Here is a 12,189-nt window from a genome sequence, read left to right as displayed (position 1 = left end):
CGCGGGGGGTCGTTTTGGCGATAGTGACAGGCGGGGCGGCACGCGCCATACTCCGCGGCGATGGAACTGACCTTCTATACCTATCCGGGCTGGAACCCGCGGATTCGCGCGGCGTCGCACAAGCGCGAATGGATGGACGCGAGTTCCGAACAGTTCGCCTATCGTTGCCTGCCGCTGGCGATGGCGAACAGCCATGGCTGGGAAATCCTGTCGCCATGCGGGTTCAAGGCGCGGTGGAACGGGCGGCCGGGGCCGGACGGGGTGGAGGTCGTGCTCGATCCGGGCAGCGATGCCGGGACCGCGCCGGTTTCGCTGTTCGGTGCGGGCACGGTGACGTTCCATGTCGAGGCGCTGGTCCAGACCGCGCCGGGCTGGAACATCTGGCTGGGCGGATCGCCGAATGCGGCGAAGGACGGGATTGCGCCGCTGGGCGGGCTGATCGAAACCGACTGGTCGCCGTACAGCTTCACGATGAACTGGCGCTTCACGCGAGCCGACCACTGGGTGCGGTTCGAGGAAGGCGAGCCCTTCTGTTTCCTGTTCCCGGTCGAGCGCAAGGCGATCCTGGACGTGCAGCCGGTGATCCGTCCGATCGACGAGGCGCCGGAATTGAAGGCGGCGTTCGAGAAATGGAGTGAATCGCGCAATGCGTTCCATGCCTGGGTCAAGGAGACCAACCCCGTTGCGCCGTCCGACAAGTGGCAGAAGCTGTATTATCGCGGCGTCAATCCGGACGGCAGCCCGGGGCCGGCGGACCATGCCAGCAAGCTGCGCCTGCCGCAGCCGCAGGTCGGCACGGGGACGGTTGTGACCGGCGCGGCGGCGGTGTGCCCGATGGGCGGGACGGGAGTGCGCGAGGCGGCGCATGAGGCGGCGCCGGCACCGGCGGTGCTTGGGTCGGTGATCACCGCGATGCGCGCGGGGGCCGGGACGGAGGCTGAAACGGTGGCGTCGACAGAGCCGGTGGCGGACGTGGTGACGGCGGATGTCGCGCTGAAGCGCCGCGAGTGGATCCTTAACCAGATGGAGACGCAGCGCGCGCTGTCGCCGGTGGCGGCGGGTATTCCGCGAGTGCAGGGCCTGACGTCCGACGAGTTTCTCGACCATTTCTATGCGCCCAGCCGGCCGGTGGTGATGACCGGCGCGATGGATCATTGGCCCGCGCGGCACTGGACCCCCGAGACGCTGGCTTTGAAGGTCGGCGCGCGCGAGATCGAGTATCAGGGCGGGCGTACCGACGCCGCGGATTACGAGCTGTACAAGGACAACCATACGCGGCGGATGCCGTTCGACCGCTTCATCCGCGAGGTGACGGGCGCGAACCAGGGGAACGACGCGTATATCACCGCGTACAACAGCGCGGTGAATCGCGAGGCGTTGCAGCCGTTGCAGGCCGATCTCGGGCGGTTCGACACGTTGCTGACCGATGCGCCGGGCATGATGTGGATCGGGCCGCTGGGCACGTTCACGCCGCTGCATTTCGACCTGACCAACAACCTGCTCGCGCAGGTGACGGGGGCGAAGCGCATCCTGCTGCTGCCGCCGTCCGAGACGGGCAAGCTGTACAACAGCAAACATGTGTTCAGCGACGTCCACGACATCGCGGACGAGGCGATGCTCGCACGCTATCCGCTGGCGCGCGACGCGCGGGTGTTCGAAGTGGACCTGATGGCGGGCGAGCTGCTGTATATTCCGGTCGGCTGGTGGCACCAGGTGACGTCGCTCGATTTCAGCGTGATGCTGACCTACACGAACTTCATATGGACGAACGATCCGTATCGCAGCTTTCCGGGGTGACGGATGCGTCCGCCACCGTCGATCGCGACAGGGAGCGCGATGATGACCGTGATGCGGATTCCGATGGACCGAACCGAGATGGGACAGACACGGTGAGCGGCCCGGTCAGGTTCGACGCCGTGCCTGCGGGCACCGGCGCGGTGCACGGCGCGAGCGAGCCGTTGCCGCGCCGGTCGGGGTTGCGGCTGCGGTTGCACCTGGCGTTGATCGGGCTGGATGCGGCGTGCGTGGTATGCGCGTTTTTCCTGGCGCTGATGATGTTTCCGGAGCCCGGGCAGCTCCACTGGTTTTCGACCGCGTCGGCGGTGCTGCCGGTGTATCTGGGCGCGGCGTTCCTGGGTGGTGCCTATTCGGTGCAGGTGTTGCAGGACCATGCGCTGGGCGTGAAACGCGCACTGCACGCCTTCTGCCTGGCGACCGCGGCGGTGATCTTCGTCGCGTTCTATTTCAAGGCGAGCAACCAGTTTTCGCGCGTCACATTCGCCGCCGGGTTCGTCGACGGCGTGCTGTTGCTGGCGATCGCGCGGTCCGGTTTCCTGCGGCGGGTCGACCGGTTGCTGGGCGGGAACCCGTACAGTGTCGTGCTGATCGCGGAAGCCGGCTGCGCGCGCCCGACCGGGTCGTTTTCGCGCGTGCTGGACGGCGCCAGCTTCGGCGCGGGGGAGGATCACCCCGAAATGTACGACCGGCTGGCGCGCGGTGTGGCGCATGCCGACCGCATCGTGGTGGCATGTTCGCCGGCGAACCGCCTCAAATGGGTGGGCATGTTACAGGGGCTGAACGTGCGGGCGGAGATCGCGACGCCCGAACTGGACGCGATGGGGACGCTGTCGCTGGCGCGGTGCGGCGACACGCCGACGCTGGTGGTGGCGCGGGGACCGCTGGGCTTTTCCAACCGGGTCATCAAGCGCGCGCTGGACATCGCGGTGGCGGCGACCGCGCTGCTCGTCTGCCTGCCGCTGATGCTAGTCGTGGCGATCGCGGTGGCGCTGGACAGTCCGGGCGGGGTGTTCTTCGTGCAGACCCGGATCGGCCACGGCAACCGCCAGTTCCGGATGCTGAAGTTCCGCACGATGCGGGTGGAGGCGCGCGATGCCCGCGGCGACCGGCTGACGACGCGCGACGACGACCGCGTCAGCCGGGTTGGGCGGCTGCTGCGCCGGACGAGCATCGACGAGCTGCCGCAGCTGCTGAACGTGCTGATCGGTGACATGAGCATCGTCGGGCCGCGGCCGCATGCGGTGGGCGCGCGCGCGGCGGACAAGCTGTATTGGGAGGTGGACAGCCGGTACTGGCACCGCCACGCGGCCAAGCCGGGGCTGACCGGGCTGGCGCAGGTGCGCGGTTATCGCGGCAGTACGGAGGCGGAGCAGGACCTGACAAACCGGCTGCACGCCGACCTGGAATATCTGAACGATTGGTCGATCTGGCGCGACCTGCACATCATCCTGCTGACGTTCGGCGTGCTGACGCATCGGAATGCGTTCTAGCGTCAGGATCCGGGGTGGACGGTCGGGTTTAGGCCGCGTCTTCCGATGTGGTGGCGATGACGAGTCGGTCGGTGCCTTCGAGGTAGAGCGCGGTCAGGATGTCGCTGTCATAGGCGCCGGTGTCGATGCCGATGCGGTTTTCGAGCATTTCGACCTCCGGGCTGATGCTGTGGCCGTGGACGATGACCGCGCCGTGATCGCGCGTGTCGCTCAGGAAATCCTCGCGGATCCAGAGCAGGTCCTGGCGGTTCTGGCGCTTCAGCGGCACACCCGGGCGGATGCCGGCGTGGCAGAAGAAATAGTCGCCCGACTGTGCGGTGCAGGGCAGTTGCCGGATCCATTCAACCCAGGCGGCCGGCACGTCGCGGCGCATCTGCATCACATAATCGAAATCGTCGGCGTCGCGGCCGAGCGGCGGCATGCCGAAGCTGGCCAGCGTCTCGCGCCCGCCGACGCCGAGCCAGGGGCGCAGGACCTGAAGCTGCGCATCATAGGCGCGGAGCATCATCTCCTCATGATTGCCCTGCAGCACGATCAGGTCGGGTGCGCGCTGTTGCAGGTCGTGGAGATGTTCGACGACGCGCGCGCTGTCCGGTCCGCGATCGACCATGTCGCCCAGCTGGATGATATGTTGTGACTGCGCGGGCGGGAGCGATGCGGAATGGGCGGCGATCCGGTCGAGCAGCACGCGCAGCAGATCGTAGCGGCCATGGACGTCGCCGATCGCGTAGATCCGTTCGCCGGCGGTGGTCGACGGCGGGCCCTTGCGGGACCGCCAGGGCAGTACGAAGGCCAAGGACGATATCTCCAGTCGCGGATCGGGGCGGTCGCCCGCGAAGATCCGCTGTACCGGGATCGACGCCGGTCAGGAAGAGGGCTGTTCGGCCGGGTTCGCGCCGCGCGCCACGATCGGTGCGAACAGCGGCACGAGCCGCTCGTTGCCATATTCGCTGAGATGATGCGCGTCGCGCACGATCGCGCGGTGGCCGCTCGACCCCTGGCACACCCCGCCCGGACAGAGATAGGGGGCGGGATCGAGCAGCCTGACGCCGCAGGACCGCGCCGCTTGTTCGAAATAGGGTATGAGCGTCCGGTTGCGGGCCGCGACGTCGGCCAGCGGCATCGTGACCTCCGGCGCGTGCGGGTCGGCAACCAGCGCGCTTTGTAGCGTTGTGCCGACCTGGACCGGGAAAGTCGGGGTGGGCAGCAGCATGTAGGTGGTTCCGCCCTTGGCCAGCGCGCAGGCGGTGCGGACGATCTGGCGACCGAGGCCGTGCGCATCGGCGGGTCCGGCATCGCCGTCGAACCGCATCGTGGGCGTTTCAGCATAGGCGTCCCACGCCGCGATCAGCACGACCGGGGTGGCCCGCGGGCGGGTGAGCGGCGGCAGGTAGCGCGCGATGAAGCCCGCGCACCGGCTGTCCGGATCGGTCGAGCGGCCGCCGAGCAGCGGCGCGCAGGAGGCGTAGCCATTGAACGCGACCCCGCCCTGCGCATCGGCGGGGAGGCTGGCGACGACCGCGCTGACGGTCGCGTCGGCATGGCTGTCGCCGATCACGGTGACGAGCGCGCGATCCTTGCGCGGGCCGACGATGCACGGGCACGGGACCGCCGCGACGATCGAGAAACAGCCGCTGGAATAGGGTGAGCCTGGCATCAGGTCCTGTTGCAAGGCCTGGACCTCCGGCGAGAAACGTTGCGGAAAGCCGCGCGCCTTCCACACGCCGGCGCCCGCCCCGGCGATGACGAACACCATGACGGCGAAGGCGAGGTGCGGCCGGAGGCGGTCCTGCAACGGGGCGGTGTGGATGTAGGGCGCCGCCTTCGTCCGCGCGCCGCCGCGTTCGACGACGCGGTAGGACAGGTGGCCGAGCACGAACGACGCTGCGAAGGCCGCCGCCATCCAGCGCCAGTCGCCGGCATGGCCGCCGCGCCGCAGGATCACGGCAAGCGGCCAGTGCCAGAGGTAGATCGAATAGGAATTGAGCCCGACCCAGGTCGCGACCGGGTTGCCGGTGATCCGACTGTCGCGCCGGGCCGCCAGGATGACCAGCGCGGTGCCGAGCACGGGCGCGATCGTCCAGATGTTGGGCCAGCCGGCGTCGGTGACGAGGAGCAGCGCGCCGGCGATCAGGGCGAGGCTGGCCAGTTGCGCCGCCCGCATCAGGCGCGGCGGCACAGCTGGCGCGAGATAGACGAGGCCGCCGGCCAGCATTTCCCACCCGCGCGGCGGCAGAAGGAAGAAGCCGGAGCGCGGCGAACTCTGTCTGAGCCATAGCATCAGCGCGAGGCTGGCGGCACCCGCGATCGCCAGCGCGACCCACAGCCGGTGGCGGGGCAGAAGGCGCACGAACGCCAGCAGGACGAACGGGTAAAGCAGGTAGAATTGCCATTCGACCGAGAGCGACCAGGTGTGGAGCAGCCACTTCCCCTCCGCCGTGGGATCGAAATAGCCGGCCTCGCGCCAGTAGACCATGTTGGACAGGAACAGCACGCTGGCCGCGGCATGCTTGGCGTAGACGAAATAGTCGGACGGCATCAGGAACAGCGCGCCGAGCAGCAGGCCGGTGCCGAGCAGGACGGCGAGCGCGGGGATGATGCGCCGCGCCCGATCGAGGAAGAAGCCGGGGATCGAGAAACTGCCGCGGTCGAGCCGGCCGAGCACGATGCCGGTCATCAGGAAGCCGGAGATGACAAAGAAGATATCAACCCCGATGAACGTCCCGCGCAGGCCCGGCACGCCGAAATGGAAGGCGAGGACCGCAAGCACCGCAATGGCGCGCAAACCGTTGATATCGGCGCGGAAGCCCCCCCCTCGTCACGCGAGTGTCGGCGTTCGTCATGGTTTCCCCCCCTGGAACCAGCCCTTGCGGCGAATATGCTCGGTGACGGCATCGGCCCAGATGCGGGCGCCGGCCGGGTTGTAGTGGATCAGGTCCGCGCGCAGCGAGCGGGGCGGCGTGTCGCGCGCCATGTCCGCCCGGTCGTCGGCACGGCGCGGATCGCCAGCGCGGTTGTAGGCCGCGCGGATATCCAGGAAGAGATCGGGGTAGCGTTCGGCGAGCCGGCGGTTGAGCGCCACGATCCGGTCATAGCCGGGCGTGCCGCGCGCCTCCCCGGGGTCGGCCGCGTTCGGGATGCCGAGCAGGACGATGTGGTCCGCACGCGACCGGGCCAGCGCGATGATCGCATCGACCAGCGCCATGAACCGGGCGGATCGGCGGTGCCGCCGTTCCGCCCGACGCACAGCAGCAGCAGGTCGTAACGCGTGGTGTCCGCCCCCACCGTGATCCGCGTGCCGTTCGGGACGGGGCGCGGCAGTTTCTGGCCCGGATCGGGGACGAAGCTGGTCCGGTCGGCCCCGGCGGCATCGACCGCGCGGAGCAGCGTGCCCGAAACGCCCGCGATGCGCGCCGGCATCGTGCGCGCGTCCTTGTTCGAGCTGCGCCGCAGTTCCGGCGCGATCGTGGTGAGCGCGTTGGCGCCCGGCATCAGCCGCCCGCCGGCCACGACGACCGTGACGGGGGCGGCGCCGTATCGCGCGGCGACCTGCAACGTCGATTGCCCGCCGAGGCCGGCATTGACCATCGTCGCGCCGAACCGGGCGGCGACGATGTCGGGATAGCCGCCGGCGGTCAGGCTGTCGCCGAGTGCCATGAAACGCGGTGGGGGGGCGGCGGACGCCCCGGTCGATACGGTTGCGGCCCATGCCGCCGCGAACAGCAGGCAGACCCGCATCGGCCCGCGACCGATGCCGCGGGGCATGCGGCGTCGCGCGCGATCCTGCGTGCCTGTTGCGTCGGCCAACCGTCCCGTTCCCCATTCCGGTGGCCGACCGCAGCCCAACTTCTGCTTGCAGCAGCCGAGCGATCCCGGATATCCCGCGCACGCTGCATCGCGTCAATAGCTGCTGTCGCCGCCCGGGGGGGCAGACGCCATCGCCTGAACAAGGGGTATCCGCATGGATCGAACGACGCCTTCGCCGACCCTGCGGGCCAGCCGCGCCGGCGCCGTATCGCGATGACGGCCGCCGCGACATTGCGGCGGATCGGCAGCGTGCCGCTGGCGCTGCTGAACGATCTGCGTGGGCCGACGGGCGATCTGGAGTCGCCGGAAGGGCGCGCGCGCGAACGGCGGCGGCGGGTGATGATGTCCGCGATGATGTCGATGGCGGCCAAGATCGTGTCGGTCGGCACCGCGCTGATTACCGTGCCGATCACGCTCCATTATCTCGGCACCGAACGCTACGGCATGTGGATGATCATGAGTTCGCTGGTCGCGATGCTCTCGTTCGCCGACCTCGGTATGGGCAACGGCATCCTGAACATGGTCGCCACCGCTTATGGCCGCAACGACATGGGCGCGGTCCGGCGGATCGTGTCGAGCGGGCTGATGATGCTGACGCTGGTCGCGATCGTCGTGATGACGGGGTTCGCGATCGCATACCCCCATGTCGAATGGTTCAAGCTGTTCAACGTGGCGTCGCCGCTGGGGCGGTCGGAGGCGGGGCCGGCGATCGCGGTGTTCGTCGCGGGCTTCGCGCTCGCTATCCCGACCGGGATCATCCAGCGCGTGCAGATGGGGCTGCAGAACGGGTTCGTCGCCAGCATGTGGCTGTGCGGCGGCAGCGTGCTGGCGCTGGCGAGCGTGCTGCTGGCGGTGCATTACGAGGCGAGCCTGCCGTGGCTGGTCGCGGCATTCCTGGGCGGGCCGATCGTCGCCAACGTGCTCAATACGCTCGTCTACTTTAGCGGTGCCCGCCGCGACGCGCGCCCCGCGATCAGTGCGGCGAGTTGGGAGACGGGCCGGCTGGTGCTGCGCGGCGGGATGCTGTTCCTGGTGCTGCAGGTGGCCGCCGCCGTCACCTATAACTCGCACAACATCATCATCGCGCAGATCCTGGGCGCGAGCAGCGTGGCGACCTTCGCGGTCCCGGAACGGCTGTTCAGCCTCGTCACGATGACGGCATCGATGGCGCTGGCGCCTTTGTGGCCGGCGTATCGCGAGTCGATCGAGCGTGGCGACAGCGAATGGGCACGGCTGACGCTGTTGCGATCGATCAAGGTCGCGCTGGGCTATGCCGCCACCCTGTCCATTCCGCTGGTCTTCATCAGCCCGTGGATCATCCACTACTGGGTCGCCGGCGCGGTCCGGCCGCCGTTCGCGCTGCTGCTGGGGCTGGGCCTCTGGAAGATCGCGGAGGCTGGCGGACTGGCGCTGGGCATGTTCCTGAACGGTGCGCACGTCATCAAGCCGCAGGTGGTGTTCGCCAGCGTGACTGCCGCGGCCTCGATCGCGCTGGAGCTGTTCCTGGTCCGCAAGATCGGTGTGGCGGGTTCGGTCTGGGCGACGCTGACCGCCTTCACGCTGTTCACGATCGTGCCCTATGCGTTCATCACGCCGCGCATCCTGCGGGGACTGCGGACGTCGAACGACAAGGCATCCCACCATGGCAGCTAAGCTCATCGGCAGACTCGCACGCCTGCCCGCCGCCATCCCGCGAAAGGCGCTGCGTGCCCTGCGCGTGCGGCAGAAGCGGGCGCGGTGCGACGCCCATGCCCTCGCGGTCCTGCATGATGATTGTCGCATCAACAACCACCGCGATCGGAGCGATATCCGGATCGGGCGGGGGACGCATGTCCTGTCGACGATCCAGACGTTGGAACATGGCGGCCGGGTCGAGATTGGCGAATATTGCTACCTGGGCGAGCGGAGCTACATCTGGTCGTCGGAGCGCATCGTGATCGGCGATCGGGTCATGATCTCGCATGGCGTGAACATCCACGACAACATCTCCCACCCGATTTCCGCACAGGCGCGGCACGAACATTACAGAGGCATGATCGAGGGGGCGGACCTCAGCAATCTCAAGGGGGTCGCGTCTGCCCCGGTCACGATCGGCGACGATGCCTGGATCGGATTCAACGCGACGATCCTAAAGGGCGTAACGATCGGGCGGGGTGCGATCGTCGGTGCCTGCTCGCTTGTCACGGAGGATGTTCCCGACTGGACCATCGTCGTGGGCAGCCCGGCACGCGAGATCGGAAAGTCCGAACCATGAGCAACCAGACGTTGAAGGCGTTCGCCAAAAAGGCCGTGCCGAAGATCCTGCTGCGGAACCTGCGCGCGGCGATCGACTATCCGCAGCGCCAGCTGGCACGGCGTCGGAACATGGCGAAGGGCAGCTACGTCCCAACGAACGCGCATGTGCTGGGCTGGCGATCCGTGCGGGTGGGGCGGAACTCGGTGATCGGCGATGGGGCCATCCTGAACGTCAACCACCGCAATCGGCCGATCGTGCAGATCTCGATCGGCCATTCGACCTTCGTCGGCGCGCGGTCGTTCTTCAGCCCGGCGGAGCTGATCGAGATCGGGGACTATGGCCTGGTCGGGATCGACTGCAAGTTCCTGGGCAGCGGACACATCTTCTCCGATCCGTTCAAGCCGTACATCAGCACCGGGACCGGGTCCGAGGGTCGCATGATCATCGGGACGAACTGCTGGATCGGCGTCGGCGTGACGATCCTGGGATCGGTGACCGTGGGCCATGGGTCGGTCATCGGGGCCGGCAGCTTCGTGCGGTCCGACATCCCGCCGTTCAGCATCGCGATCGGCAATCCTGCGCGCGTCCTGCGGCGCTACGATCCGATCGGGCAGGACTGGGTCGCGGCGGCGGACTTCACCGACGCGATGGCGGCGGCGTTGCCCGATGCGGCAAGTTACCTGGCGACGCTGGAGCGGGCGTACCCGAATATCTCGGTCCCGGTTCGGGCGGCCGGCAAATCACAGGGCGATCTGGCATGAACGATCCACGACCATTTTCCCGGGGGCGGGCGCTCGTGACCGGGGCGTACGGCTTTGTCGGGCGGCATGTCGCGCGGCGGCTGGCGGCGGATGGCTATCATGTCACCGGGCTGGGCCACGGCAACTGGGTGGGTGAGGATCCGGTGAGCTGGGGCATCGCATCCTGGCATTCGGCGGACGTCGATGGCGAAACGCTAGCCGAGCATGGCGGTACGCCCGACCTGATCGCGCATTGCGCCGGGTCCGGATCGGTCGCCTATTCGCTGGAACGGCCGCGCGAGGATTTCCGCCGGACGGTGGACGCGACGCTGGCGGTGCTGGACTTCGTGCGGATGCACAGGCCGGACGCGCGCGTGGTGCTGCCGTCGAGTGCGGCGGTGTATGGGCTGGCCGAGACGTTGCCGATCGCGGTCGATGCGCCGTTGCGCCCGCTGTCGCCCTACGGTGTCCACAAGAAGATGGCGGAGGATCTGGCGCGGTCCTACGCGACGCATTTCGGCGTGCGGGTCGCGATCGTGCGGTTGTTCAGCGTCTATGGTCCCGGGCTGCGCAAGCAGTTGCTGTGGGATGCGTGTCGCAAGATCGCCGCGGGGCCGGCCGGGTTCGGCGGCGACGGCGAGGAAACGCGCGACTGGTTGCATGTCGAGGATGCCGCGACGTTGCTGGCCGCTGCGGCGCAGGCGGCGTCGACCGAATGCCCGGTGGTGAACGGCGGGATCGGCGAGGCGGTGACGGTGCGCGCGGTGGTCGATCGGCTGGCGGACCGGCTGGGCGGTGGACCGGTGTCGTTCACCGGCACGATCCGGCCGGGCGATCCGCGCCATTTCCTGGCGGATGTTGACGGATCGCTGGCGCTCGGCTGGCGGCCGATGCGCGCGCTGGACGACGGGCTGGATGCCTATGCCGCCTGGTACCGGGAGCAGGCGGCATGATCCGCGTCGGCTTCGTGCTCGCCAACAGCGCAAGCTGGACGGGCGGGCTGATCTACCTGCGCAACCTGATCACGACGGTCATGGCGTTGCCGGACCGGCAGATCGAGCCGGTGCTGATCACCACGCCCGAAACGCCCGATGCGGACCTGCTGGGGTTCGAGGCGATCACCGTGCTGCGCACGCCGCTGGTCGGGCAGGGCCGCGGGCCGCGCGTGTTGCGCAAGGCGTCCGCGGTGCTGCTCGGCCGCAACCTGCCGCTGGAGCGGTTCCTGCGGCGCAACCGGATCAGCGTGCTGTCGCATTCGGGCATCCTGGGCGCGAAGGCGACGGTGCCGTCGATCGCGTGGCTGCCCGATTTCCAGCATGTGCGGATGCCGGAATTCTTCCAGCCGGCCGAGGTGGAGGCGCGTGACCGCGGTTATGCGCGGATCGCGGCGGAGGCGGACCTGATCCTGCTGTCGAGCGAGGATGCGAAGCGCGACCTAACCAAGTTCGCGCCGGAGGTGCTGGGCAAGAGCCGGATCCTGCATTTCACGGCGGGCATGGTGCGCGCCGACGATGCGCGCGGGGCGCCGTTCCTGGCCGAAACATACGGGCTGGACCGGCCGTTCTTCTACCTCCCCAACCAATTCTGGAAGCACAAGAATCACGGGCTGGTGATCGATGCGCTGGCGCTGCTGGCCAAGGACGGCGATGCGCCGCTGGTGGTGAGCACGGGGAAGGCGGAGGACCGTCGCAACCCGACCTACTTCACCGAACTGATGGCGCATGCCGCCGCGCTGGGCGTGGGCGACAATTTCCGGGTGCTGGGGCTGGTGCCGTACGACCACCTGTCGGTGCTGTCGCGCGAGGCCGTGGCGCTGATCAACCCGTCGCATTTCGAAGGGTGGAGCACGACGGTCGAGGAAGCCAAGTCGATGGGCAAGGCGATCATCCTGTCCGACATTCCGGTGCACCGCGAACAGGCGCCCGAACGCGGCGTGTATGTGCCGACGGACGACCCCGCCGCGATGGCGACGGCGATGCGGTCGGTGCTGGCCGGCTGGTCGCGCGCGGCGGACGAGGTGGCGATGGCCGCGGCAACGGCGGCGCTGCCCGCACGCCGCCGCGCCTTTGGCGAAACCTACCAGCGGATCGTGCTGGAGGCGGTGGCCCGCGACGCGTGA

At 68.6% G+C, this 12,189-nt stretch carries 11 protein-coding genes; 8 read left to right on the top strand and 3 right to left on the bottom strand.

Going from position 1 to position 12,189, the window contains the following annotated elements:
* Nucleotides 1-60: 60 nt before the first annotated feature.
* Both IEX50_RS17450 and IEX50_RS08020 read left to right on the top strand, forming a co-directional pair.
* Nucleotides 61-1,797, top strand: coding sequence for a DUF6065 family protein (locus tag IEX50_RS17450; protein ID WP_221237558.1), 1,737 nt, complete (start codon nucleotides 61-63; stop codon nucleotides 1,795-1,797).
* Between the two features lie 92 nt (nucleotides 1,798-1,889).
* Nucleotides 1,890-3,287, top strand: coding sequence for an exopolysaccharide biosynthesis polyprenyl glycosylphosphotransferase (locus tag IEX50_RS08020; RefSeq protein WP_157174819.1), 1,398 nt, complete (start codon nucleotides 1,890-1,892; stop codon nucleotides 3,285-3,287).
* A 28-nt stretch (nucleotides 3,288-3,315) separates the two neighbouring features.
* Here IEX50_RS08020 and IEX50_RS08015 read toward each other — a convergent pair whose 3' ends face one another.
* The 3 genes from IEX50_RS08015 to IEX50_RS08005 form a co-directional block, all read right to left on the bottom strand.
* A complete protein-coding gene (locus IEX50_RS08015) occupies nucleotides 3,316-4,083 on the bottom strand; it encodes a metallophosphoesterase family protein (protein ID WP_229673815.1) in 768 nt (255 codons plus the stop codon).
* Nucleotides 4,084-4,152: 69 nt separating this feature from the next.
* Nucleotides 4,153-6,081 carry an acyltransferase family protein gene (locus IEX50_RS08010; RefSeq protein ID WP_268237788.1) on the bottom strand — a complete coding sequence of 643 codons (1,929 nt, stop codon included), beginning with the start codon at nucleotides 6,079-6,081 and terminating at the stop codon, nucleotides 4,153-4,155.
* A 45-nt stretch (nucleotides 6,082-6,126) separates the two neighbouring features.
* Nucleotides 6,127-6,534, bottom strand: a complete 408-nt coding sequence (locus IEX50_RS08005; protein WP_188699444.1) for an SGNH/GDSL hydrolase family protein — start codon at nucleotides 6,532-6,534, stop codon at nucleotides 6,127-6,129.
* Nucleotides 6,535-6,558: 24 nt separating this feature from the next.
* On the opposite strand from IEX50_RS08005, the gene IEX50_RS08000 reads away from it, so the two are divergent.
* The 6 genes from IEX50_RS08000 to IEX50_RS07975 all read left to right on the top strand — a co-directional run bounded on the left by IEX50_RS08000 (nucleotide 6,559) and on the right by IEX50_RS07975 (nucleotide 12,189).
* Nucleotides 6,559-6,912 (top strand): hypothetical protein, encoded by a 354-nt coding sequence (locus tag IEX50_RS08000; protein WP_157174822.1) that lies wholly within the window; start codon nucleotides 6,559-6,561, stop codon nucleotides 6,910-6,912.
* A gap of 395 nt (nucleotides 6,913-7,307) precedes the next feature.
* Nucleotides 7,308-8,747 (top strand): lipopolysaccharide biosynthesis protein, encoded by a 1,440-nt coding sequence (locus IEX50_RS07995; protein WP_157174823.1) that lies wholly within the window; start codon nucleotides 7,308-7,310, stop codon nucleotides 8,745-8,747.
* A complete protein-coding gene (locus tag IEX50_RS17735; RefSeq protein WP_184075137.1) occupies nucleotides 8,737-9,348 on the top strand; it encodes an acyltransferase in 612 nt (203 codons plus the stop codon). The genes IEX50_RS07995 and IEX50_RS17735 overlap by 11 nt, the downstream gene beginning before the upstream one ends.
* Nucleotides 9,345-10,091 carry an acyltransferase gene (locus tag IEX50_RS07985; protein WP_157174825.1) on the top strand — a complete coding sequence of 249 codons (747 nt, stop codon included), beginning with the start codon at nucleotides 9,345-9,347 and terminating at the stop codon, nucleotides 10,089-10,091. The genes IEX50_RS17735 and IEX50_RS07985 overlap by 4 nt, the downstream gene beginning before the upstream one ends.
* A gap of 35 nt (nucleotides 10,092-10,126) precedes the next feature.
* Nucleotides 10,127-11,023, top strand: a complete 897-nt coding sequence (locus IEX50_RS07980) for an NAD-dependent epimerase/dehydratase family protein (RefSeq protein WP_221237559.1) — start codon at nucleotides 10,127-10,129, stop codon at nucleotides 11,021-11,023.
* Nucleotides 11,020-12,189 (top strand): glycosyltransferase family 4 protein, encoded by a 1,170-nt coding sequence (locus IEX50_RS07975; protein ID WP_157174827.1) that lies wholly within the window; start codon nucleotides 11,020-11,022, stop codon nucleotides 12,187-12,189. Before IEX50_RS07980 ends, IEX50_RS07975 begins: the two co-directional genes overlap by 4 nt.

The sequence above is a fragment of the Sphingomonas prati genome, from assembly GCF_014643515.1.
GTDB lineage: Bacteria > Pseudomonadota > Alphaproteobacteria > Sphingomonadales > Sphingomonadaceae > Sphingomonas_R > Sphingomonas_R prati.
The sequence above is the reverse complement of the archived record's forward strand: the minus strand, read 5'-3'. Positions and strand labels throughout refer to the sequence as shown.